The organism is Delftia sp. PX-1 (assembly GCF_055797465.1).
This window is the reverse complement of record NZ_CP184763.1, coordinates 4905402-4929657: the sequence shown is the minus strand read 5'-3', so window position 1 is coordinate 4929657 and position 24256 is coordinate 4905402. Positions and strand designations below refer to the sequence as shown.

Sequence of the window (24256 nt, the reverse complement as noted above, 5' to 3'; positions counted from 1 at the left end):
TACGTGCAGATTCTGCAGCCGGCGCCGATGGCCGGGCCGGCCCTCCAACTTAGTGCGTATTGCAGGGGCGTGCAAGCGGCATCGTTGTCTTGTCCTATGCCTGCTCGGCATTCCAGCGCACGGTGCGTGCGGGCAGGTCAATGTGGATGGTGTGGCGGCCGCCGTCATGCAGTAGCAGGTCCAGCTGCCCGTCCTGGCCATCCACGAACGTGATGCCTTCAATCATGGGTGCGTCGATCAGGTCGTTGCAGTCGAGCGCGATCCAGGCATCGGTTTGCAGATCCAGCAGGCGCAGATGGGGGAAGTCGGGGTCCTCGCCATATTCGATGCAGGCCACCATGGCCCAGGGCTTGGAGACGGCCACGGCCGTGAGGGTGCTATTCGGGCTCTGCGCGCAGGCGCGCGCCTGCAGGGCATCGAGCAGCGTGGGCATGTCGTCCAGCATGTGTGCATAGGGAGACTCGGGCGGCACGGTGCGTACTGGCCGGGTGGCGGCCTTGGCGCTTTTGGCGCTTTCGGCGCGTTTGGCAGGCTCTGCCGTTGGGGTGCTGCGCCTGCGGCCCGCTGGCGGAAGGTGCTGGATTTTGCCGCCCGCAATGCCCAGAAAGACACCGCATTCGCTCACGCTCAGATGCCTGTAGTTGCGGCTGCTGCACGGGGTTTCCCAAAGCGGGGCGCCGGTGTCCGGGTCCACGGCGACAAGATAGGCCCGCTCCATGCCGTCCTCGTGCCTGTCCTGTATTCCATAAAGGACGCCGGCATGGCATTGCGGCGCGCTGACATGGGTAGGCGACAGGCACGGTCCGAAACGGTTGCTGCGAATGTCATAGCCATACATGCCCTGGCGTGCAAAGCAGAAATAGACCACGCCGTCACGATGCGCTGCCCGCTGGGCATGCACATGCCGGCGCTCATCGTCAGGTTGAACGGGAGGTGTGATGGCCAGGACTTCGCCGCTGCAAGGATGGATGCGAAGCCAGGGTGCATCAATGTCCACGTGGTCTCTGCTGCCGGGGCCGAACACGGCCCACGCGCCTGCAATGGCGGGCGAGTACAGGTCGCGGGCACTGTCCACCCACAGCACATGCTCGGTGTGCCCGTCGGTTTCATGCCAGCGCCGCAGCTCCGAGCGCTCAGGGTGGACGATCCAGCCGTAGACCGCCCCCTCCAGCACAAACGCACCCTGCAGGCCCAGCGCCAGCGTGCTGCCCTGCCAGGTGCGACGGTCCAGCAGCAGATAGCGGCCCTCGGGACTGCTCTCCTCCATCGCGACGAGCCAGCGATGCGCGTCCAGCTCCACGGGAACGGGCCAATGCCTGGCCTGCATGCCCGGCACGGCATGGAAGTCGAACAGGCATTCGCCGGTGCGGGCATCAAGCACCTGGTCGCAGAGCATCAGATGCCGCTCGTCCACGAACCACGACATGCCCTCGCTCTCGCGCATGCGGTGGTCCCAGAGCACGTTGCCGGTGGCCACATCAACGGCGCGCAGAAAGGACGTTGTGCTGTCCCCCTTGTTGCAGTACTCGTAGTAGAGCCGGCCATCGACCACGCTCATGGCGGTGTCGATGATGAAGATGCTCTTGTCTCCAATGGCCTGGGATTTGCCGTAGTGCATGCGCGCCTTTCAAAGACCTGATTGTCGCCAGCAGAGCGCGGTGTGGACTGGGCGAAATGTCAAGTCGATGGCGTGGTGCGCGGCTGAACCAATGCAGCTGCGGCGGTGCAACGCCATCCGATCCAGACGAGCAGGTCCGCGATTCGCTGTGCCGGATGCAAGCTGCACCGAGCGTGCTGCAGATGCATGCCGAGTGGGCTGTCTGTTGCTGTCCGCCAGGCGTTTCCAAGAGCGGGGCCTGCATTGGTCCCGCCCTGGCGGGCGGCAATGGAGGCACTCAGAACCGATAGGCCGCCGCCAAACGCACCTCGCGCCCGAAGCCCAGCGCGCAAAATTGCGCGCCGCCACGGAAGGTGTTGCATTGCGTGCGGTACTGCCTGTCGGTGAGGTTGCTGAGGTTGACCGAGAAGCGCCACGGGCCGGTGGTGTAGGCGGCCATGGCGTCCCACAGCGTGTAGGCGTCGTTCATGGGGGTCTTCACGCCGTCCATGGGCAGCTCGCCAGGCGTGGCGCTGATGTGGCGCAGGCCCAGGCCCAGCTCCAGGGCGCCGCGCTGGTACTTGCCCCACAGCGATGCGGCATGGCGCGGCGTGGCGCCGGGGCGCGCGCCGATCTCGATGGCGTTGTTGCTGCGCGTGACCCTGGAGTCGAGGTAGGTATAGGCCGCAATGGCCGAGAAGCCGCCGCCGATCTCGCCCTGGGCCTGCAGTTCCAGCCCCCGGTTGCGCACTTCGCCGGTCTGCACGTCGAAGCGCGGGTTGAGTGTGGATGGCGTGCGCACATTGCGCTTGCGCAGGTCGAACACGGCGGCGCTGAGCGTGTAGCCGGCCGACGGCGGCGCGTAGCGCAGGCCGGCCTCGAACTGGCGCGCGGTCTCGGGCTCGTAGGGCCTGCCGTTGGCGTCGGTGGCCGTGACCGTGGTCAGCGGCGGCTGGAAGGAGTTGTTGAAGGACACATAGGGAGCCAGGCCGCTGGGTGCCAGGTAGATCAGGCCCAGCCGCCCGGTGACGGCGCTGTCGGTGCGGCGCACGGTGGTGATGGCGAAGGGCGCGGTGGCTGCGGCGCGCGCGTCGTAGTCGGTGTCTATGCGTGCGCTGTCGCGGCGCAGGCCGGCGCTGAGCACCCAGCGCTCGCCGAACTTGATCTGGTCCTGCACGTACAGACCCGCCTGGTGCGTGCGTGCCAGCGCGCGGTCGCTGAGGTAGTTGTCATCCCAGTTCGGCGCGATGTGGATGGGGTTGACCAGGTCCAGCGGCGCCACGGCGCCGTTGAGCGAGTAGATGCGCCAGTCGAGCCTGGAGCGGTAGTAGTCGAAGCCCACGGCCCACTGGTGCGAGACGGCACCCGTCCGGTGGCGGCCTTCGATCTGCGTGTCCATGACCCAGGTCTGTTCGGCGTCAGGCCGCACCATGGCCAGGCGTGCCATGCCGCGCTGGTCGGCCGTCAGGCCCCGGTTGCGCATCTCGCGCCGGTCGTTGCGGCCATCCAGGTAGCGCAGGTTGTTGCGCAGCGTGAGCTGGTCGTTCAGCCGGTGCTCCAGCAGCCAGCCCACGCTGGCGTTGCGCTTGTGGTGGCCAGATCCCGGACCGCTGACGTTGATGTCCGTTGCCGACCAGCCCGCAGGCGTCTGGCGGTAGTAGGGGATGACGAAGCCGGTTTCGTCCTCCTGGTACTGCGCCAGCACGGTGAGGCTGGTGCGCTCGCCCAGCAGTGTGAAGGAGGGGGCGATGTAGCTGCGGTCGGCGCGCAGGCCGTTCCACTGCGTGCCCGATTCGCGCTTGAGCACGGTCAGCCGTGCCAGCGCCGTGCCCTGTTCATTGATGGCGCCACCGATGTCGGCCGTGAGCTGGCGCCGGTCGTGGCTGCCGAATTCCACGCCCACTTCGCGCTGCATGCCGGCGCGCGGGCGCTTGGTGACGGCATTGATCAGGCCGCCGGGCGCGGACTGGCCGTACAGCACCGAGGCCGGGCCGTGCACGACTTCCAGCCGCTCCAGTCCATACGGCTCCAGGTTGGTCATGAAGCCGTTGTGGACCATGCGCATGCCGTCCCGGTACAGGCCCGTGCCGGTCAGATAGAAACCGCGCACGGCCACGTCGTCATCGGTGATGCCGTAGTCCATGGGACGCACGCCCGCGCTGTAGCGCACGGCTTCGGCCACGCTGGAGATGGCCTGGTCGCGGATCTGGGCCTCGCCGATGATGCTGACCTGCTGCGGCGTCTCCAGCAGCGGCACATCCATCTTCATGGCCGAGGCGCTGCGGCGCGGCGCGTAGCCGGGCACGGCGCCCCAGGCGCTTTCATGCTCGGCATCGGCCAGCACGTTCACGGTAGGCAGTGCATGCTCGGCCGCGGCCCCGGGCCGCGCACGGTGCACGGCCCAGCCGCCTTCGGCCGTGCGCGTGGCCTGCAGCTGGTGCGGGGCGAGCAGGGCGGCAAGCCCTTCGTGCACGCCGCGCGTACCGCTCAGCGCCGCCGACTGTCGGCCCTGGACCAGGGCTGGATCGAACGAGAGGGTGATGCCTGCCTGGCGCGCGAGGCTGTGCAGGCTGGTCTCCAGTTCACCGGCCGGCAGGTCGAACCGGATGGATCTGGCATCCGGGGCGGAGCTCGGGCTCTGGGCCAGGGCGGTCATGGGCAGGCCCAGCGTGATCAACAGGCCCAGCATCAAGGCCTGTGCAGCCAGCGCCGTGGGGCGTGTGCACGAGGGTGGATGGGCGGCGCGGCGGGTGCTGGGCAGGCTGGGCATGGAGGCAGTCCTTGAGAAGCGGCAAAGGAAAAAGCGATGTCTTTGCTCCTATGCCGAACGGGCGGTGTGAAACCCGTAATGACTGCCTGAAAAAAATTCCGGCTCAGGCTTTGACCAGGCGCATGGCGCTGCGGGCACCGCTGGCTGCACCTTGTCCGCGCTCCACACGCACAGGCAGCGTGCGGGCAATGGCGGCCAGCGCACGACCCGCCGGATCCGGCTCGTCCAGCTGGAATACGCCTGAAACACGCAGGGCAGCCACGTCGTCGGCGCATTCCATGGGCATGCCGGTCTGGCGTGACAGCTCGGTCACGAAGGCGTCCAGGCGCATGCGGCGGGCGACCAGTACGCCGTCGGTCCATGCGTCGGGCACCAGGCCTTCGTCGGGCAGGCGCACAGGGCGGTGCTGGCCGGCGTGCAGCACATGGGTTTCGCCGGAGGTGGCGACGATGGCGTCCAGGGGGCCTGGCGCAGTGCCGTCCAGCGCCCTGACATGGATGGCCACGCGGCCCTCGGTGACGTACAGGCGCGTGGCCGTGTCCGGGTGTTTTTCGTGGCGCACGCCGAAGCTGGTGCCCAGGGCCTCGAAGCGGGCCAGCGGCGTTTCCACCCAGAAGGAGCGTCGGCCTGCGAGGGAGCGCGGGTCGCTGCCGGTGTCGATGAAGATCTCGCCGCGTGCCAGGCGGACCACGCGGCGCAGCAAGGTGAAATCCACCTGCACCAGCGTGTCCGGTGCCAGGTGCAGGCGGCTGCCGTCGGCCAGCAGGGTACTGCGGCGCTCACCAATGGCCGTTTCCAGCGCGATCTGCTCGCGCGGTGCAGCCCAGCGCCAAGCCATGGATCCCAGCAGCAGGGCAGCGGGGCCCAGGAACAGCAGCCGCTGCAGGCTTGCGCGCCGGCCTCGCGCCGGCCCTGGGCCGGCGGACCGCAGCACGCCGTGGGCCAGGCCCGCCTGGCCGGCGGGCAGGGCGAACTGGGCCTCCACAGCCTGGACCTGTTGCCAGGCCTGTTCGTGCGCGGCGTGGCTGCTGCGCCATGCCTGGCAGGCGGCGCGGTCGGCATCGGTGGCCGTGCCGGAGGCCAGCCGCACGGCCCAGGCAATGGCCTGTTCCAGCGCCTGGGGGGCCTGGTCTGTGCTCACGCCGTCAGTTCCCTGCGCAGGGCAAGGCAGTGGCGTATGGCGGTGGCCATGTATTTCTCGACGGAGCTCAGGCACACGCCCAGCTGCAGGGCGATTTCGGGGTAGCTCAGGCCTTCCAGGCGGGAGAGCAGAAAGGCGCTGCGGGCCTTGGGCGGCAGGCCGGCCAGCAGGTTGTCCATGCGCACCAGGGATTCGATCAGCAGATGGCGCTCCTCGGCCGAGGGCGCCAGCGGCTCGGGCAGGCTGGCGATGGCGTCCAGGCAGGCGCGCTCCAGCGCGGCGCGGCGTGTGTGGTCCACGACCAGGCCGTTGGCGATGGTGGTGAGCCAGGCGCGCGGCTCGCGCACGCCATGCAGGGACTGGGGCTTGCCCAGCACGCGAATGAAGGTGTCCTGGGCCAGGTCGGCCGCATCGCAGGGATTGCCCAGCCTGCGCCTGAGCCAGCCCACCAGCCAGCCGTGGTGGTCGCTGTAGAGCAGGGCGATATCGGGGTGCGAAGGCGCGGCGGCCATGGAGCGGGTTCCTGGGGAAGCGGATTTGATAATGATTCGCATTCTATTTGAGCAATGGCTGCAGCCTGGCCGCAACTGGCCTGCCGCGCAATGCGTTGCATGCATCCAACGCGATCCGGCCATGCGACGGCGCCCACCTTCGGATTTGAGCTAGGACAAGACCGGCCTTGCCTGCCCCTGCTGCAATACAGCTACGGGATTTGCCCCGGGCTACTCCAAGACTCTCCATCATGAAAAGAACTCTGCTCGCCGTTGCTGCCGTTTGCGCCCTGTCGTCGGGTGCCGCCTTTGCGCAGCAGGCCGAAGGCCCCTGGATGGTGCGCGTGCGCGCCGTCCACCTGGACAGCGTCAACAAGGACAGCACGGGCCTGGGCCTGTCGATCAATGACAAGTGGATGCCCGAGCTGGACGTGTCCTACTTCTTCACGCCCAACATCGCGGCCGAGCTGGTGCTGACCTACCCGCAAAAGCATGACCTGCGTGCCAACGGCCTGGGTCAGATCGGCAGCCTCAAGCACCTGCCGCCCACGCTGCTGGCGCAATACCACTTCACCAATTTCGGCGCGTTCAAGCCCTACGTGGGCGCCGGTGTCAACTTCACGCGCTTTTCCAGCGTGAACTTCGATCCCGCCGTGCAAGCCGCGCTGAACCCCTCCATCAAGAAGAACAGTTTCGGCGGCGCGCTGCAGATCGGCTTCGACTATGCGCTGGACAAGAACTGGTCGCTGAATTTCGACGTGAAGAAGGTCTTCATCGAGACGGACGTGCGCGCTGGCGGCACCAAGGTGGGCACCTTCAAGGTGAACCCCGTGCTGGTTGGCGTGGGACTGGGCTATCGCTTCTGATCTTCGGATCATGAGCGAGGCACGCGCTGCTTCATCCGGCAGCGCGTAGTGAGGCAAGGATGGGTACTTGGTCCGGTATGCCGTTCGCGGCATACCGGATTTTTTTCGTCCGGCATGCTGCAGCGCACCAGATCTGCAGGTCATGAAAAAGACACGCTCGCTGGAAACTGTCCTACCCGCGTGCCCGGGGCGGGCGCCTAGGCTGGTGCCTCGGCCTGTCGGCGCGCGCCTTGCGAGGCGGGACGCCAGTTTGCAGGCTTCATTCTGGCTGCCCGCCCCCTTGGCGACCGCTCCCCGCTGCAAGGCGGGGGCGCGGCATTCACCATGCTGAGGCGGTCGGCGCACAACGCGAGGCCCCCACCATGCTGTATGCCCACGATCATTCCGTGTCTTCCCCTCCATTGGCGTCGCGCGCCCAGCGCGTGCCCCTGCCCCTGCCTTCGGCCCCGCGCACACCGGCCGAAGGTGGCAGGAGAGAGGCTGCGCCGGAGCTGGCAGACAGCGCCCTGCGAGCAACCCTGGCCGAATTGCAGCACGGGCTGATGCAGCCGCAGGCCCGGGTCTCGCCCAAGTTTCTCTATGACTCACGCGGCTGCGACCTGTTCGAGCAGATCACGCGGCTGCCCGAGTACTACCCCACGCGCACCGAGGCTGCCATCCTGGCCGACTCCGGTCCGGCCATGGCCGAGGCCCTGCGCGGCAGCGAGGTGCTGATCGAGCTGGGTGCCGGCAACTGCGAAAAGGTGCGCGGCCTGTGCCGCAGCCTGCGTCCACGGCACTTCGTGGGCGTGGACATTGCGGGCGCCTTCCTGCGCCAGTCCGTGCGGCGCCTGGCCGAGGAGTTTCCGCAGCTGCAGGCCCACGCCGTCACGGCCGACATCACCGAGCCGCTGGCCCTGCCGCCCTATATCCCGCAGGCCGGCCGGCTGCTGTTCTACCCGGGCTCGTCCATAGGCAACTTCGACCCTGAACAGGCCCAGCGCATGCTGGGCCAGATGCGGGCCCTGCTCAGCGACGACGGTGGGCTGCTGATCGGCATAGACCTGCCCAAACCCATACAGTGGCTGGAGCCTGCCTATGACGATGCCCAGGGCGTGACGGCGCGCTTCAACCTCAACCTGCTCAGCCATGTGAACCACCTGCTGGGCAGCGACTTCAATGAGGGCGACTGGGAACATGTGGCCTTCTTCAACACCGAGCACTCGCGCATCGAGATGCACCTGCGCGCGCGGCGCCCGCTGATCGTGGGCTGGCCCCAGGGGCTGCGGCATTTCTCGGCCGGCGAGACCATACATACCGAGAACAGCTACAAATACCCGCTGCCCGACTTCCTGGACATGCTGGCCTGTGCGGGCTTCGGGGCCTGCCAGGTCTGGACCGATGAGCGCCAGTGGTTTGCCGTGATCCATGCCCATGCGTGAAATGCCCGCCGTCTTCCGCTGGGTGCAGCGCTACGAGGCCGTGCGCCAGACCACCGTGCTGCTGGCCGCCCCCTTGTCCGCCGAGGATGCCTGCGTACAGTCCATGCCCGATGCCAGCCCTGCCAAATGGCATCTGGCGCATACCACCTGGTTCTTCGAGACCTTTGTCCTGGCCGAGCACGCGCCCGGCGTGCCGCCCTTCGATGCCGACTTCCGCGTGCTGTTCAACTCCTACTACCAGCAGGTGGGTGCGCGGCATCCGCGTGCCCAGCGCGGGCTGCTGACCCGGCCCTCGCTGGCGCGGGTGCTGGCCTACCGCGAGGCGGTGGACCAGCGCATGCTGCAGATGTTCGAGGACTGGGGCACGCAGCCGCCTGCGCGTCTGGCCGCGTTGCTGGAGCTGGGCCTGCAGCATGAGCAGCAGCACCAGGAACTGCTGCTGACCGACATCAAGCACCTGCTGTCGTGCCACCCGCTGTGGCCTGCCTATCGAGAGCAGGAAGAGGGCATGCCTGCGCCTGGGCCGGCAGATGGAACGCCTGCCCCGCTGCAGTGGCAGACCGTGCCGCGTGGCATGCATGCCGTGGGCCATGGCGGCGAGGGCTTTGCGTTCGACAACGAGCGCCCGCGCCACGAGGTGTTTGTGCAAGGCTGCGAGATCGCGCAGCGGCCCGTGAGCAATGCCGAGTTCCTGCGCTTCGTCGAGGACGGCGGCTATGCCCAGCCGCAGTGGTGGCTGGCCGAAGGCTGGGACTGGCGCTGCGCGCAGCAACTGGAGCATCCCTGGTACTGGCGGCGCAATGCAGGCGGCGCGTTGGATGGCGCATCGGACGGCACGTGGCAGGAGTTCAGCCTGCATGGCGCGCTGGCGCTGGACGGGCGCCGCCCCGTCTGCCACATCTCGTTTTTCGAGGCCGACGCCTATGCGCGCTGGGCCGGCGCGCGCTTGCCTACCGAGGCGGAATGGGAGGCGGCCTTTGCCGCGCCCATGGCGCAGCGCCCCGAGCACGACGAGCCTCCCGGCCCCGTGCACCCGCGCGCCATGCAGCCCGGCAGCCTTGCGCTGGGCGAGGTCTGGGAATGGACCCAGTCCGCCTACGGCGCCTACCCGGGCTTCCAGATCGCGGAGGGCGCCGTGGGTGAATACAACGGCAAGTTCATGGTCAACCAGTATGTGCTGCGGGGCGGCTCCTGCCTCACGCCGCCAGGCCATGTGCGCGCCAGCTACCGCAATTTCTTTCCCACGCAGGCGCGCTGGCAGATGACCGGCCTGCGGCTGGCGCGGGATCCGGCTTGAGCCTGCCCCTGCCGCATCCCCATGCATTGCGCCGCCCGCCGGTGCATGCAGTAGCATCGTCGGCCTCAATGATCCGAGGGAGTTCCATGTTGTTGCGTTCGCTTGTTCTTGCCATGCCGCTGTCCCTGGTCCTTGCCGGCTGCGCCACTGCGCCGCCCCAGGCTCCGGCGCCCAGCCAGCCACAGGAGCAGCCCCGGCCCCAGGTGCCTGCCCAGGCCCCGGCCGACACGCCGCGCGCCGAGCCCGAGGTGGCCAACCTCACGCCCCTGCCCAGCCTGCTGCTGATCGGCGAAGACGCAGCCGGCCGCTACTACTCCATGGTGGCCAAGGCCACCTTCACCATCGAGTCCGATGGCCGCCTGACCCTGGCCGACCAGGGCGGCGGCCAGGGCGGCGAGCCCGTGGCCCCGCATGCCGACATGCAGGACCAGAGCATGTCCACCGAATGCAAGCCCTATGGCGCCGTGGCCAACCAGCGCACCACCTGGTTCCCGTATACGGGCGTGTTCGTGCGCGGCGGCACGCTGGTCGGCGCCCAGGCGGATGGCGCCGATGCGGCCATCAAGACGCTGACCGAGCATGAAGGCGCCCAGATGCTGTACACGGGCAAGGATGCCGACCCCACCGAGTACTACTACGCGCCCTGTGTGGGCGCGCAGCGCGTGGCCACCGGCTGGCGGCTGGACCGCTATCTGCCCGATGGCGGACAGCTGCGTGTGCGTGCCGATGCGCGTAACGGCAATGGAAACGGCAAGGGCCAGACGCTGGCGCTGAAGCTGCCCAAGCCCTTTGCGCCCTTCGTGCTGGTGCGCTACCAGTCGGGAGCGATGATTCCCGTGCCCATGCGTGCCGTGCTGGCCACGGTGGACCTGCCCGAGCGCCGCGTGGTGCTGCAGTTCCAGGGCACCTACGCCGTGGAGCCGGCCATCCGCAAGATGGAGCTGCGCCTGATCGTGCCCGGCAGCCGCCCCTCCGAAGGAGAGACCGCCGCGCGCCATGCCGAACGAACCCAGGCCCAGCTGCGTGACCTGGCCCGCTGCGCCCCGCCGCGCGGCCATGCCATCGAGCCCTGCGCCAATCCGCAGCGCACGCCGGACCCGCTGATCTTCTATTCCTCGCAGGAACTGCGCGAGCGCTCGCGCAGGCGCTGAGGGCGTCTCAGACCTTGTCCAGCGCCTGCTCCAGGTCGGCCAGCAGGTCGCTGATGTGCTCAATGCCCACGGACAGGCGCACCATGCCTTCGGTGACGCCGGCCTTGGCCAGTTCCTCGGCGTCGAGCTGGCGGTGCGTGGTCGATGCGGGGTGCGTGGCCAGGGACTTGGCGTCGCCGATGTTGACCAGGCGCGTGAACAGCTGCAGCGCATCCAGGAAGCGCGCACCGGCGGCGCGGGTGTCGCTGTCGCCGCTGCCGTTCCTGAGGCTGAACGACAGGATGCCCGAGGCGCGGCCGCCCAGCTGCTTCTTCACCAGGGCGTGGTCGGGATGGTCCTGCAGGCCGGCGTAGCGCACCCACTCGATCTTGGGATGCCTTTGCAGCGTCTCGGCGATCTTCTGGGTGTTCTCGCAGATGCGGTCCATGCGCAGGGCCAGCGTCTCTATGCCCTGCAGGATCAGGAAGGCGTTGTGCGGCGACAGTGCGGCGCCGGTATTGCGCAGCGGCACCACGCGCACGCGGCCGATGTAGGCTGCCTCGCCCAGGGCCTCGGTGTAGACCACGCCGTGGTAGCTGACATCGGGCTCGTTCAGGCGCTTGAAGCGGGCCTTGTGCTCGGCCCAGGGGAACTTGCCGCTGTCCACGACGGCGCCGCCCACGCTGTTGCCGTGGCCGCCCAGGTACTTGGTCAGCGAGTGCACGACGATGTCGGCGCCATGCTCGATGGGGCGCAGCAGGTAGGGGCTGGGCACGGTGTTGTCCACGATCAGCGGCACGCCGTGGGCGTGGGCCACGTCGGCCAGGGCGCGGATGTCGGTGACATTGCCCAGCGGGTTGCCGATGGACTCGATGAAGATGGCCTTGGTCTTTTCGTCGATGTGCTGGGCGAAGCTGGCCGGGTCGCGCGGATCGGCAAAGCGCACCGTGATGCCCTGCTGCGGGAAGGTGTGGGCGAACAGGTTGTAGGTGCCGCCGTAGAGCGTGCTGGCCGAGACGATGTTGTCGCCTGCCTCCGCGATGGCCTGGATGGCATAGGTGATGGCGGCCATGCCCGAGGCCACGGCCACGGCGGCAATGCCGCCTTCCAGCGCCGCGACGCGCTTTTCCAGCACGTCGGTGGTGGGGTTCATGATGCGCGTGTAGATGTTGCCGGCCACCTTGAGGTCGAACAGGTCGGCGCCATGCTGGGCACTGTCGAAGGCATAGGCCACGGTCTGGTAGATGGGCACGGCGGCCGACTTGGTGGTGGGGTCGGGCGAGTAGCCGGCGTGGACGGCCAGGGTTTCGATGCGCATGGAAGATTGCCTTTCTGGTGACGGCTTACGCAAGAAGGGCAGGGCGGGCCATTTGCCATGGGCAGCGGCGCGTTCCCGCATCCTGTTTGCGTAAGTCCTGAGGTTTTACAAGCGGAGGACGGTTGGCATTGTGGCGTGCCGGCCTCCGGTGCCCAACGATGCGTTGGTTACGAACATATACGCCGCAGACCGGTTGCTCCTCTGCCGTGCGCAGATATGTCCGGCCTGGCTTTGCCAGGATCGTGAGTGAATGTGTATTTTTGTTAACAACGTGTTGTAACGTGACCTGATCGCTAGACTCCATTCGGGAGTTGATGGTGACGTTGACAGCAAGACATTTTCTGGCGCTGGCGGTGCCCTTGTGCACCTCGCTGCTGGCCGGCTGTTTCTATGTCTGCTGGCGGCATCTGCGTGCCCGGCGCGAGTTGCGCAGCATGTCCCTCGCCTTCACCGGATTCAGCCTGGCGCTGCTGCTGCAGGTCCTGGAGCGGCCTGCGGCCGTGCCCGTCAATGCGCTGGCCACGGCCGCGCTGCAACTGTGTGCGGCCTGGTTCATCACCGAGGCCATGGCCATGCGCCAGGGCGTGCGACCGGATGCGCCGCTGGCGGCTGTCTTTGGCAGCGCAGTGCTGGCGGTGCTGGGCTACTACGCCTGGGTCGTTCCCGATGCGCAGGCGCGCCAGCATGTGCTCAATTTCGGCCTGGGACTGCAACTGGCCCTGCCGCTGTGGCGTTTGCCGCGCAGGCATCCCGGTACGGACTGGGACCGGCTGCTGCTGGGGGTGTTCGTGGTCTTTGCGCTGAGCTTTTTCGTTCGTGCGCTGTGGCTGACACCGCCTGGCGCCTCGCCACCGGCCGACGCGGCCAGTGAATGGCTGGGCGTTTCTTCCGCGTGCCTGGCGAAGCAGCTGAGCCTGCTGGTGTTCGGCCTGCTGTTCGCCATTGTGTTCCTGGCGGCGGCGGTGCGCGACACCGTGCAGGAGCTGCATGAGGAACGCGACCGCGATCCGCTGACAGGGCTGCTGAACCGGCGCGCCTTCAAGGAGGAGGTGCAGCGCCGGCGGGCCGAGCACCCTCAGCTGTCAGCCGCCGTGCTGGTCTGTGATCTGGACCATTTCAAGCGGGTCAACGACGGCTGGGGCCACGCGGCCGGTGACGAAGTGCTGCAGCGCTTTGCGCGACTGCTGCTGCGCAGCACGCGCCAGCAGGACCTGGTGGCCCGCTTTGGCGGGGAAGAGTTCGTGGCCTTGCTGCCGCGTGCGGACCCGCTGGCCGTGCAGTCGATCACCCGGCGCATACAGACCCAGCTGCGCCTGATGGGCTTCAGCGGGCTGCCCGACGAGGTGCGCATCACCGCCAGCTTCGGCGTGGCCTGGATGGCGTCGGGCCAGACGCTGGAGCAGGCGCTCGCGCGTGCCGACGCCATGCTCTACGAGGCCAAGCGCGCAGGCCGGGACCGGGTGCGGCTGGTGAAGGAAGAGGAAACGCTCTAGGACTTGGCCGGCGCTACCGCAGCCTGCAGCAGGCGAGCGGTGCGGGGCGGACGCGTTGTCTGGGGCGTCTGCGGGGCGCTGGACTCGCGTGGCCCGCGCGGTTCAAGCGCAGGCCTGGAAGGCCGCTGGGCCGCTGCCGGCTGGCGCAGCTCCCAGCCCGGCAGCGCGGCATGCACCATGGCGGCGCCGTGGGCGTCGTTGGCCGCATAGTGGCGCTGGGCCAGGCTCAGCTGCGGTGCAGCCCAGTTGGAGGTGGAGATCTTCTTGGACTTTTGGAAGTTCTGCCCCAGCACCAGGGCCACGGCCGCGCGCACGCCTACCGAGCTGGCGTAGCCATGGCGCTTGAACACGCGGTCCAGGTCGATCACGTTGTTCAGCGCCACGCCCAGGCGCGCGGGCAGCGCGCTGCGGTCATGGTCCAGCCCGAAGCCGGCCTTGCAGATGGCCTCGCTGGCCATCACGTCGGCCGCAAGCGCGCGTGCCTGCGCATGGTGCAGCTGCAGCAGCCAGGCCTGGTCGCAGGTGGCCAACTGCACCACATGGGGGCCGGTGTCGGTCTGGCTGGCGTGGAAAAGAGGCTTGCTCTCGGTATCGAAGCCGAGCACGGGCGCGGCCATCAGCGCGGCGCGGGCGGCCGCGAATTCGGCGTCGGTGGCGGGCACGTGGATGCAGCGTTCCGGCAGGGCGGAAAAAGGCGGCAGCAGGCGGCTGTCTTCCTTGCTGGGGGCGTGCAGGCGGGGCATGGGAAAGGGGGGAGGCCGAGGCGAGCCGTCAAGTATGCCTGCTCCTGCATGTCCCTTCGGCCCCGGGTTTTTATCCCCGATGCATGTGGACGGAGTTGTGGAAAACTCCGGGTGTAACTTGCCGAATCCGCGCCCTGCAAGGCTTTCCACGGAATGCCTAAAAAATCAGCGCAGTGGCGAAAGGGCGTCGATTAAGGGTAATTACGGATGGCCGCGCCGGACCCGTGGGCAGGGTCCGGTGGTTGTTTCAAGAGGTGTCTAAAGGCCTTGGTCGCTGAACACCGGGGCCCGTTTTTCCAGGCCTGCGCGCACGGCTTCGGCCTGGTTGGCACTGCCCAGCAGGGCCTGCTGCTCGCGCGCCTCGGCCAGCAGGATGTCCTGGGGCGATGCCGTTTCGCTGAGCTGCATCAGGCGCTTGGACGCGCGCATGGCGTGCGGGCTGCTGGCCGCGATCTGGCGGGCCAGGTGGCGCGCTTCCTCCAGCGGCGCGGAACTCACGCGCGTGGCCAGGCCCAGGGCCACGGCCTCGGGGCCGGGCACGATGCGGCCCGTGTAGACCAGCTCGCGCAGCACATCGCCGCGCACCAGCGGCGCGGCCAGCGCGCAGCCGGCCATGTCGGGCACCAGTCCCCACTTGATTTCCATGATGGACAGCCGCGCATCCTCGGCCACCAGGCGGATGTCCGCGCCCAGCGCCAGCTGCAGGCCGCCGCCGTAGGCCACGCCGTGCACGGCGGCGATCACGGGCACGGGCAGTTCGCGCCAGCCCCAGCAGATCTGCTGGAAGCGGTTGGCAATGCCGTGCGTGCGCGCGGCCAGGTCCGTCATGTCTGCCGTCTGCTGGCCGTCGGCAATGCCGGCCATGCTGCCCATGTCCAGGCCCGCGCAGAAGGCGCGCCCCTCGCCATGCAGCACCACGGCGCGCAACCCGGGCGTGTCCCGCAGCCGCGCCAATGCGTCGATCAGTGCGTCGAACATGGCGGGGTCCAGAGCATTCATCTTGTCGGGCCGGGCCAGGGTCACCTCGGCCACGCCGTGGTCCACCGATATGCGCACGCGTTCTTGGCTCATGGCTTGTCTCCTTGTGTCTATGCGGTTCTTTGCTGGCGGTCGGCCGCGTTGCGCGATTCGATGGCGCTGCGCGCATTCGCCCAGTCCTGGTCGCTCCAGCTGGCCAGCCCGGCGAAGTTGCCGCCCGTCGCCTGGTATTGTCCGCCGTCTATGGCGATGGTCTGTCCCGTCAGGTACTCGGCCTGGCGGCTCATGAGGAAGACGGCCAGGTTGGCCAGCTCGGGCATGCGGCCGTTGCGGCCCATGGGGTTGTCGGCGCGCACATGCTCGCCGCCCTGCGGGTTCAGCCGCGCGCTCATGCCTTCGGTGGGAAACAGGCCCGGCGCGATGGCGTTGAAGCGTATGCCCCGGTTGCCCCATTCCACGGCCAGCGACTGCGTCATGGCATGCACGCCCGACTTGGCCATGGCCGAGGGCACGGTGAAGGCCGAGCCGTTCCAGACCCAGGTGGTGAGGATGGACAGCACGCTGGCCTTGCGGCCCTCGGCCAGCCAGCGGCGGCCGCACTCCAGCGTGAGGTTGAAGCTGCCGCGCATGACGATGTTGGCCACGGCGTCGAAGGCGCGCATGGACAGGTCCTCGGTGCGGCTCACGAAGTTGCCGGCCGCGTTGTTGACCAGGCCCGTGAGCGCGCCGCCGTCGGCCCAGATGGCCTCGATCATCTGCTCCACGGCCTCGGGCTGGCGCACGTCGCAGGCATGGCCCGTGGCCCGGCCGCCGTGCTGCTGCACCAGCTCCTGCGCTGTCTGCTCGACCACGGCGCCGCGCCGGCCGCACAGGTGGATGTCGGCGCCCAGCATGAGAAAGGCCTCGGCCATGACACGGCCCAGGCCGGTGCCGCCGCCAGTGACGAGGATGCGTTCGCCCTGGAGCAGGCCGGGCTTGTAGATGAGGTCGTCGAGGGTCATGGCTGCTGTCTCCTGTGCTGCCGGGGAAGGGATAGGGGGACTGCGGCAGCGCTTGGCGCCGCCAGGGGATCGGAGCGTCAGAGCACGCGCGAGATCACTTCCTTCATGATTTCGCTGGTGCCGCCGTAGATGCGCTGCACGCGCGCATCGGCGTACATGCGCGTGACCATGTATTCGTTCATGTAGCCGTAGCCGCCATGCAGCTGCACGAGTTCGTCGAGCACGCGGCCCTGCGCTTCCGAGCCCCAGAGCTTGGCCATGGAGGCGGTGGCCGTGTCCAGCGTGCCGGCCACCAGCTGCTCCACGCAGCGGTCGATGAAGGCGCGGCCCACGGTCAGCGTGGTGGCCACCTCGGCGAGCTTGAACCGGGTGTTCTGCATGTCGGCAATGGCCTGGCCGAAGGCGCGGCGCTCGCGCACATAGGCCAGCGTGGCCTCATAGGCGCCTTCCATGCAGGCCAGGGCGGCCAGGCCGATGATCAGGCGTTCGTAGGGCAGGTCGCCCATGAGCTGGTAGAAGCCCTGGCCTTCGCGCCCGCCCAGCAGCGCGTCCTGCGGCACGGTCACGTCGTCGAAGAACAGCTCCGAGGTGTCCTGGGCCTTCATGCCCATCTTGTCGAGCACGCGGCCCACGCGAAAGCCCGCGCAGTCCCGGGTCTCCACGATGAGGATGGAGGTGCCGCGCGCGCCCTGGGCCGGGTCGGTCTTGCAGACCACGAGGATCAGGCCGGCCAGCAGTCCGTTGGTGATGAAGGTCTTGCTGCCGTTGATGCGGTAGCGGCCGTCCCTGAGTTCTGCGCGGGTGCGCACGCCCTGCAGGTCCGAGCCCGCGCCGGGCTCGGTCATGGCGATGGCGCCCACCAGCTCGCCGCGCGCCATGGCGGGCAGGTACTTGCGCTTTTGCGCCTCGGTGCCGTGGTTGAGCAGGTAGTGGGCCACGATGGAATGCACGGAGTTGCTCATGCCCGAGAGGGCGCGGCGCGCCATCTCCTCGTGGATCACGGCCTCGTGGCGGAAGTCGCCGCCGCCGCCGCCGTAGTCCTCGGGGATGTCGGTGCACAGCAGGCCCAGCTCGCCGGCGCGGCGCCAGATGGCATGGCCCACGTTGCCGCGCTGGCGTGCGGCCTCGTCCTGCGGCTGCATTTCGGTTTCCAGAAAGCGCACGGCGGTGGCGCGCAGGCTTTCCAGTTCGGGGGTGCTCCAGGAGCGTGTCAGTTGCAGTGGCATGGCTTGGACCGGTGGATTGAGGGGTTCAGTTGATGCGGCGTTCGCGGCCCTGCCAATAGGGCTCGCGCAGCTGGAATTTCTGCAGCTTGCCCGCGGCCGACAGCGGCAGCTCGCTGCGGAACTCCACCGAGCGCGGGCACTTGTAGCCCGCGATGCGTTCGCGGCAGTGGGCGATGACCTCGGCCTCGGTCAGCGGCTGGCCCTCGCGCGCGACGATCACGGCGTGCACGCGCTCGCCCCAGCGTTCGTCGGGCACGCCGATGACGGCGCACATGGCGACCTGGGGCAGCTGGGCGATGGCGTTCTCGACCTCGGCCGAATACACGTTCTCGCCGCCGCTGACGATCATGTCCTTGAGCCGGTCCACGACGAAGAGGTAGCCGTCGGCATCCAGCCGGCCCATGTCGCCCGTGTGCATCCAGCCGTCCTTGAGCGCGGCGGCCGTCTCGGCGGGCCTGTTCCAGTAGCCCTGCATGACCATGGGGCCGCGCGCCGTGATCTCGCCCACCTCGCCGGGCGGCAGCTCGCGGCCCTCGCCATCGACGATGCGCACCTCGGCAATGGTCACGGGCCGGCCGGCCGCGCGCAGCAGGCGCTCGCGCTGCGGGCCGGGACGGTGCTCGGCCGGGCCCATGGACACGATGGTAGGCGACAGCTCGGTCATGCCGTAGGCCTGGGCGAAGTCGGCGCCGGGCAGTAGCTGCATGGCGCGCTCCAGCAAGGTGGCATCGATGGGCGCCGCGCCATAGAGCATGAGGCGCAGGCTGGACAGATCGAATTCGGCCAGGCGCGGATGCTCGATCAGCCGGCGGATCATGGTGGGCACCAGGAACAGCTCGTTCACGCCGTGCTGCTGGATGCCGTTCAGGATGGCCAGCTCGTCGAAGGCCGGCACGATGACCTGGGGCACCAGGCGCTGGGCCATGAGCAGGGCCAGGCCGCAGCCGGCCACATGGAACATGGGCGTGACCACCATGCCCACCTTCACATGCTGGCGCGGCACGTTGCTGGCATTGGACAGGGCGTTGATGAACAGGTTGTCGTGGCTGAGCATCACACCCTTGGGCCGGCCCGTGGTGCCGCCCGTATACATCACGGCAGCCAGGTCGTTGCCGCTGCGCAGCGCGTCGGCGCAGGGCGTGGCGGCGGCCAGCAATTGCTCGTAGTGCAGCGCGCCTTCGGGCGCGGCGCCGGTGCCGCAGAACACCACGGTGCGCAGGCTGGAGGACAGCTCGCGCAGCCGGGGCACCAGGGGCGCGAAGGCATCGTCCACGAAGAGCACGCGCGTGTCGCAGTCGTCCAGCGAGTAGGCCACCTCGTGCGCGCTCCAGCGGATGTTGACGGGGTTGACCGCGGCGCCTGCCCACCAGCAGCCATAGAAGTATTCAAGGTAGCGGATGGAGTTCAGGCCCATCATGCCGACGCGGTCGCCGGGCGCCACGTCCAGCGCCCGCAGCAGGCCGGCACAGCGTTCGATGCGCTGCGCAAGCTGCGACCAGCTGGCCTGCTCTGCGCCGCAGATGGCCGCCGTGGCGCCGGCCCTTTCGCGGCGGCCCTTGTGGATGGCCTGGGTGAGATACATGGGCATGGGGTTTCCTCAGGAGCGGGCGTTCCAGGCGGCCAGCGTGTCCTGCAGGCTGGCGGCGCGCGGGGGGCGGGGCTGCTCGGGCACGCTGCGCGAAAAACGCGGCGCCGGCGCGGGCTGGAGCACGCCACCGGCCTCGGTGAACGTGGCGCGCGCGCGGTTGTGGGCGTGCTGGGGCGCCTCGTCCCAGTCGAGCACGGGCGCGAAGCAGGCATCGCTGCCTTCCAGCAGCTCGCACCACTGCTGGCGCGTGCGCGTGCGGAACACGTCGGCCAGGCGCAGCTTGAGCAGGGGCCAGCGCGCGGCGTCCAGCTGCGCGTCGAACAGCGGGTCCTGTATGCCGCAGCGCTGGCGCAGCTCGGCGTAGAACTGCGGCTCGATGGCGCCTATGGCGATGTATTTGCCGTCGGCGCATGCATAGGTGTCATAGAAGTGCGCGCCGCCGTCCAGCAGGTTCTCTCCGCGCTGGTTGCTCCACTGGCCCTTGGCCTTGAAGCCGTACATGAAGGCCGACAGCAGGGCCGTGCCATCGGTCATGGCCGCGTCGATGACCTGGCCCCGGCCGCTGCGCCCGGCCTCGTGCAGGGCGGCCAGCAGGCCCACGGCCAGCAGCATGCCGCCGCCGCCGAAGTCGCCCACGTAGTTGAGCGGCGGCACGGGCGCCTCGCCCGCGCGGCCGATGGCGTGCAGGGCGCCGGAGATGGCGATGTAGTTGATGTCATGCCCCGCCGCATGCGCCAGCGGCCCGTGCTGGCCCCAGCCCGTCATGCGGCCGTAGACCAGGCGCGGGTTGCGCGCCAGGCAGGGCTCGGGCCCCAGGCCCAGGCGCTCCATCACGCCGGGCCGAAAGCCCTCGATCAGCAGATCGGCGCGTGCGATCAGCGCCAGGGCCGAGGCCTGGCCTTCCTCGCCGCGCAGGTCGATCTCGACCTGGCTGCGGCTGCGCGTGGTGATGTCCTGCGCATCGACCGGCGTGCCGGGCCGCGCGATGCGCAGCACCTCGGCACCCATGTCGGCCAGCAGCATGGCGCAGAACGGCCCCGGGCCCAGGCCCGCGAACTCGACCACGCGCACGCCTTCAAGCGGTCCTGGCATGGAGGTCTCCTTTGTTCTCTTTTCTTCAATGAACCATAGAGCAGAGCGCTATGGAACTTGCGTTGTCCAAGCGAGAGACACCGAGGAAGGGCCGCCCCGCACCGAAGGTGTCGTCCCCCATTGGGGGAAGCCGCTCAGCGGCTCAGGGGGTAATTCCTGTACTCCTCGCGCAGCTTGGTCTTTAGCAGTTTTCCCGTGGCCGTGTGCGGCAGCTCGGCCACCTGCAGCACATCGTCGGGCAGCCACCATTTGGCGATGCGCGTGGACAGGAAATCGAGCATGGACTCGCGGCTGACGCTGTGGCCTGCGCGCGGCACCACCAGCAGCAGCGGCCGCTCCTGCCACTTGGGATGGGCCACGCCGATGATGGCGGCCTCGGCCACGCCGGGATGGCCCATGGCGGCGTTCTCCACGTCGATGGAGGAAATCCACTCGCCGCCCGACTTGATCACGTCCTTGGCGCGGTCCACCAGCTGCAGGAAGCCGTCGGCATCGATGGTGGCCACGTCGCCCGTGGTGAAGAAGCCTTCCTCATCGACGGGCGAGCCGCCTTCGCCCTTGAAGTAGCCGCTGGCGATCCAGGGGCCGCGCACGCGCAGGTGTCCCCGGGCCTGGCCGTCCCAGGGCTGGGGCCGGCCGTCGTCGTCCACGATCTTGAGGTCCACGCCCCAGACGCCGCGCCCCTGCTTGAGCTTGACCTTGACCAGTTCCTCGCCCGACAGCGCGTCGTGCCGGGGCAGCAGCTTGCTGACCACGCCGATGGGGCTGGTCTCGGTCATGCCCCAGCCCTGCACGACCTGGGCGCCGAACTGGTTCTCGAAGCGCTCCAGCATGGCGCGCGGCACGGCCGCGCCGCCGATGCCTATGCTCTTGACGCCCAGCGCGCGCGGGTCGATGTCGGGATGCGCATCCAGGTACTGGAACAGCATCAGCCACACGGTGGGCACGCCCTGGGAGAAGGTGACCTTCTCGTCGCGCATGAGCTCGTAGACGCTCTGGCCGTCCAGGTGGGGGCCGGGCAGCACCAGCCGTGCGCCGGCCATGGCCGCCGCATAGGGCGTGCCCCAGGCGTTGGCATGGAACATGGGCACGATGAGCATCACGGTCTCGCGCGCGTTCAGGCCGAAGGTGTCGGGCGCCAGCTCCATCAGCGTGTGCAGCACGGTGGAGCGGTGCGAGTACAGCACGCCCTTGGGGTGGCCCGTGGTGCCCGAGGTGTAGCACAGCGACGAGGCCGTGCGCTCGTCGAACTCGGGCCACTCGAAGTCCTCGCTCTGGTTGCCCACCAGCTCGTCCCAGCAGTGCAGGCCGGGAAGGTCCAGCGCGGGCATGTGCTCACGCGAACTCATGCAGACATAGGTGGTGACGGTCTTCAGATGCGGTGCGAGCTTTTCCACCAGCGGCGCGAAGGTCACGTCGAAGAACAGCACCCGGTCCTCGGCATGGTTGGCGATGTATTCGATCTGCTCGGGAAACAGGCGCGGGTTGATGGTGTGCAGCACCGCGCCGCTGCCCGAGACGCCGAAGTACAGCGCCAGGTGGCGCCAGCTGTTCCAGGCCAGCGTGCCCACGCGTTCGCCAGGCTGCACGCCCAGCGACTGCAGGGCGTTGGCCACCTGGCAGGAGGCGCGGCGCATGCCGGCCCAGTCGGTGCGGTGCAGGCCACCGTCCCGGGTTTCCGGCAGGCGCGAGACGATCTCGGTGTGCGGGTGAAAGCGCGCCGCATGCTCGATCAGCGACGAGATCATGAGCGGGCGGTCCTGCATCAGTCCTTGCAAGGCGGGCATGGGGTGTCTCCTGTCGTTGTCCTGATGGCCGGGGTCATTGCACGGGCGCGTAGCGGCTGCCGTCGAAGCGCACGAGCTGCATCTTCTTGATGGGGAAGAAATCGTCCGCACCGGTCTGCAGGCTGATGCCCGGGTAGAGCATGGGCAGGTCCATCTTCAGGCTGGCGGCCTGCTTCATGATGTTGGCGCGCGTGAGCTCGTCGCCGGCCTGCCTGAGCACCTGCACCAGGGTCTGGGCCTGGGAGTAGCCGATGACGTTGAGCGAATCGTTGGGGTCGCCGGCCGGGTAGAACTGCTTCATGAAGGCCAGGTAGCCGGCCAGCTCGGGCGTGCCCTGGTTGGTGGGGTCCGAGGGCTCGCGCAGGTAGCTGGCCGTCATCACGCCGCGCGCGTTGTCCAGGCCCGCAGGCTTGAGCACCGAGCTGATGGACAGCGAGACGCTGACCAGGTAGTGCGCAGGCTTCCAGCCGATGTCGGCGGCCTTGCGTATGGACTGGGCCGCGAACTTGGGCGTGCTGATGTTGATGAAGGTGTCCGCCCCCGAGCCCTTGAGCGCCACCATCTGGCTGTCCACCGTGGGGTCGCCGACCTCGTAGGTCTGCTGCACGACGATGCGCTGCTTGGCCTGCTCGCCGAAGCCGTCGAGCACGCCCTTGAGGTAGTCCTTGCCGAAGTCGTCGTTCTGCATCAGGACGGCCACCTTGGCCTGGGGCCGCGTGGCCAGGATGTGCTGGGCGAAGGTGCGGCCTTCGAGCTGGTAGGTGGGCTGCCAGCCCATGGTCCAGGGGAAGTTCTTCGGATCGCCCCAGCGCGTGGCGCCCGTGGAGACGAACAGCTGGGGCACCTTGCGCTGGTTCATGTAGCGATGCACGGCCTGGTTGTGCGAGGTGCCCAGCGCGCCGAACATCAGCAGCACGCCGTCGCGCTCGACCAGCTTGCGCGTCTGCTCCACGCTCTGGGCGGGGTTGTAGGCGTCGTCGGCCGAGAGGTAGGTGATCTTGCGGCCGTTGATGCCGCCCTCGGCGTTGATCTTGGCGAAGTAGGCCGCATGGGTCTTGCCTATGGTTCCATAGGCCGACACGGGACCTGAGTAGGGCACGAAGTTGCCGATGCGGATCTCGGTGTCGCTGGCGCCGGTGTCGTACTTCTTCTGGGTCTGGGCCTGGGCTGGCACCGGGGTGACGGCCGGCAGGACCAGCGCCAGGCAGGCGATCAGGGCCCGGGGGCCGCGGACGAAGGGGTTGCGCATGGTGGTCTCCTGGCTTGCGGGCGCCGTGCCCGCTTTTCTTGTGGTGGCCGGTCCATGGTAGGAACCGGCCCGGCGCGCGCCCATCGTCGATTCCGACGAATGCATGTGCGGGCGCAGCAAGGTGCGTCGGGAAGGTGTGGCGGGAAGGCGCGGTGGTCAGCCCGGCTGGCGTGGCGCGAACACGGGCTCGCGCTTTTGCATGAAGGCCTGCACGCCTTCCATGAAGGCCGGCGCGCCCACCAGCTCGCGCTGGCGTTCAGCCTCGTAGTGAAGCTGCTGCTCCAGCGTGGAAGCGGCTGCGTGGTCCAGCGCGCGGCGGGCTTCCAGCACGACACCGGCCGGCAGCCGCGCCAGGCGGGCGGCCGCGGCCAGGGCCTGCTCGCGCAGGGCCTCGTCGTCCACGCAGGCCCAGACCAGGCCCCAGTCGGCAGCCTGCTGCGCGCCCAGCCTGTCGCCCAGCAGGGACAGGCCCAGGGCGCGCGCACGGCCCAGCCGGCGCTCGATGAACCAGGTGGTGCCCAGGTCCGGCACGATGCCCAGGCGCGGCAGGAAAGGCAGGTAGAAGTAGGCCGAGCGCGCCGCCAACGCCACGTCGCCGGCCAGTGCCAGGCCCACGCCGGCCCCGGCTGCCGCGCCGTTGATGGCGCAGACCACGGGCACGGGCAACTGCTGCAGGTCCAGGATGAGGCGGTTGGACAGCTGCTGCATGTTGTCGGCCGTCTGCTCGCCCAGCGTGCGGCCATCGGCCTGGGCCCCGCCTTGTGCCCCACCTTGTGCCCCGCCTTGTGCGCCGCCTTGTGCGCCGCCCATGGACGACAGGTCCGCGCCCACGCAAAAGCCCCGGCCCTCGGCGGTGAGCACCAGGGCGCGTAGGGAGGTGTCCTCGCGCACCTCGGCCAGCAGTTCGCGCAGCCGCAGCTGCAAGGGCCTGCCCAGCGGATTCATGCGGGCGCTGTCCTGGAGGACGATGAGGGCGATCTCGCCGTTGTTGCCGCTGTCGCCGTTGTTGCCGTGGCGTTCCATGCGGACGGCCGGACTGGAATTCATGGGGGACTCCTGTGGGTGGGG

Annotated in this window: 19 protein-coding genes; 5 read left to right on the top strand and 14 right to left on the bottom strand. The window is 68.8% G+C overall.

Annotated features, from left to right (window positions below):
* Positions 1-94 precede the first annotated feature (94 nt).
* The 4 genes from ACN20X_RS22600 to ACN20X_RS22585 all read right to left on the bottom strand — a co-directional run bounded on the left by ACN20X_RS22600 (position 95) and on the right by ACN20X_RS22585 (position 6020).
* Positions 95-1618, bottom strand: a complete 1524-nt coding sequence (locus tag ACN20X_RS22600) for a hypothetical protein (RefSeq protein WP_016451383.1) — start codon at positions 1616-1618, stop codon at positions 95-97.
* A 277-nt stretch (positions 1619-1895) separates the two neighbouring features.
* Positions 1896-4367 (bottom strand): TonB-dependent siderophore receptor, encoded by a 2472-nt coding sequence (locus ACN20X_RS22595; RefSeq protein WP_016451384.1) that lies wholly within the window; start codon positions 4365-4367, stop codon positions 1896-1898.
* A 103-nt stretch (positions 4368-4470) separates the two neighbouring features.
* Complete coding sequence (locus ACN20X_RS22590; RefSeq protein ID WP_016451385.1) at positions 4471-5508, bottom strand: FecR family protein; 1038 nt, start codon at positions 5506-5508, stop codon at positions 4471-4473.
* On the bottom strand, positions 5505-6020 hold the full coding sequence (locus ACN20X_RS22585) for a sigma-70 family RNA polymerase sigma factor (RefSeq protein WP_016451386.1): 516 nt from the start codon (positions 6018-6020) through the stop codon (positions 5505-5507). The genes ACN20X_RS22590 and ACN20X_RS22585 overlap by 4 nt, the downstream gene beginning before the upstream one ends.
* A 230-nt stretch (positions 6021-6250) precedes the next feature.
* On the opposite strand from ACN20X_RS22585, the gene ACN20X_RS22580 reads away from it, so the two are divergent.
* The 4 genes from ACN20X_RS22580 (at position 6251) to ACN20X_RS22565 (ending at position 10734) form a co-directional block, all read left to right on the top strand.
* Positions 6251-6865 carry an OmpW/AlkL family protein gene (locus tag ACN20X_RS22580; protein ID WP_016449200.1) on the top strand — a complete coding sequence of 205 codons (615 nt, stop codon included), beginning with the start codon at positions 6251-6253 and terminating at the stop codon, positions 6863-6865.
* A 362-nt stretch (positions 6866-7227) separates the two neighbouring features.
* The gene (egtD, locus tag ACN20X_RS22575) at positions 7228-8286 is read left to right on the top strand and encodes an L-histidine N(alpha)-methyltransferase (protein WP_016451387.1); all 1059 of its coding nucleotides are present in this window, start codon (positions 7228-7230) and stop codon (positions 8284-8286) included.
* Complete coding sequence (egtB, locus tag ACN20X_RS22570) at positions 8273-9583, top strand: ergothioneine biosynthesis protein EgtB (RefSeq protein WP_016451388.1); 1311 nt, start codon at positions 8273-8275, stop codon at positions 9581-9583. Before egtD ends, egtB begins: the two co-directional genes overlap by 14 nt.
* An 86-nt stretch (positions 9584-9669) precedes the next feature.
* Positions 9670-10734, top strand: coding sequence for a hypothetical protein (locus ACN20X_RS22565; protein WP_016449203.1), 1065 nt, complete (start codon positions 9670-9672; stop codon positions 10732-10734).
* 7 nt (positions 10735-10741) lie between these two features.
* On the opposite strand, the gene ACN20X_RS22560 is transcribed toward ACN20X_RS22565, so the two are convergent.
* Positions 10742-12031 (bottom strand): O-acetylhomoserine aminocarboxypropyltransferase/cysteine synthase family protein, encoded by a 1290-nt coding sequence (locus ACN20X_RS22560; RefSeq protein WP_016449204.1) that lies wholly within the window; start codon positions 12029-12031, stop codon positions 10742-10744.
* 314 nt (positions 12032-12345) lie between these two features.
* Here ACN20X_RS22560 and ACN20X_RS22555 point away from each other — a divergent pair, with 314 nt between their 5' ends.
* Positions 12346-13524 carry a GGDEF domain-containing protein gene (locus tag ACN20X_RS22555; protein WP_016449205.1) on the top strand — a complete coding sequence of 393 codons (1179 nt, stop codon included), beginning with the start codon at positions 12346-12348 and terminating at the stop codon, positions 13522-13524.
* On the opposite strand, the gene ACN20X_RS22550 is transcribed toward ACN20X_RS22555, so the two are convergent.
* The 9 genes from ACN20X_RS22550 to ACN20X_RS22510 form a co-directional block, all read right to left on the bottom strand.
* Positions 13521-14267 (bottom strand): 3'-5' exonuclease, encoded by a 747-nt coding sequence (locus ACN20X_RS22550; RefSeq protein ID WP_016449206.1) that lies wholly within the window; start codon positions 14265-14267, stop codon positions 13521-13523. The two genes, ACN20X_RS22555 and ACN20X_RS22550, sit on opposite strands and share 4 nt — an antisense overlap.
* Before the next feature lie 258 nt (positions 14268-14525).
* Positions 14526-15338, bottom strand: coding sequence for a crotonase/enoyl-CoA hydratase family protein (locus tag ACN20X_RS22545; RefSeq protein WP_016449207.1), 813 nt, complete (start codon positions 15336-15338; stop codon positions 14526-14528).
* 17 nt (positions 15339-15355) lie between these two features.
* The gene (locus ACN20X_RS22540; protein WP_016449208.1) at positions 15356-16246 is read right to left on the bottom strand and encodes an SDR family oxidoreductase; all 891 of its coding nucleotides are present in this window, start codon (positions 16244-16246) and stop codon (positions 15356-15358) included.
* 77 nt (positions 16247-16323) lie between these two features.
* The gene (locus ACN20X_RS22535) at positions 16324-17472 is read right to left on the bottom strand and encodes an acyl-CoA dehydrogenase family protein (protein WP_013801539.1); all 1149 of its coding nucleotides are present in this window, start codon (positions 17470-17472) and stop codon (positions 16324-16326) included.
* A 25-nt stretch (positions 17473-17497) separates the two neighbouring features.
* Positions 17498-19060 (bottom strand): long-chain-fatty-acid--CoA ligase, encoded by a 1563-nt coding sequence (locus ACN20X_RS22530; RefSeq protein WP_070080962.1) that lies wholly within the window; start codon positions 19058-19060, stop codon positions 17498-17500.
* 9 nt (positions 19061-19069) lie between these two features.
* The gene (locus ACN20X_RS22525; RefSeq protein WP_012206624.1) at positions 19070-20152 is read right to left on the bottom strand and encodes a CaiB/BaiF CoA transferase family protein; all 1083 of its coding nucleotides are present in this window, start codon (positions 20150-20152) and stop codon (positions 19070-19072) included.
* 134 nt (positions 20153-20286) lie between these two features.
* Entirely contained in the window at positions 20287-21939 is a 1653-nt protein-coding gene (locus ACN20X_RS22520; protein ID WP_047472337.1) for a long-chain-fatty-acid--CoA ligase, read from the bottom strand.
* A gap of 34 nt (positions 21940-21973) precedes the next feature.
* Positions 21974-23188 (bottom strand): ABC transporter substrate-binding protein, encoded by a 1215-nt coding sequence (locus tag ACN20X_RS22515; protein ID WP_473209938.1) that lies wholly within the window; start codon positions 23186-23188, stop codon positions 21974-21976.
* Between the two features lie 156 nt (positions 23189-23344).
* Entirely contained in the window at positions 23345-24235 is an 891-nt protein-coding gene (locus ACN20X_RS22510; RefSeq protein WP_473209937.1) for an enoyl-CoA hydratase-related protein, read from the bottom strand.
* Positions 24236-24256: the final 21 nt, after the last annotated feature.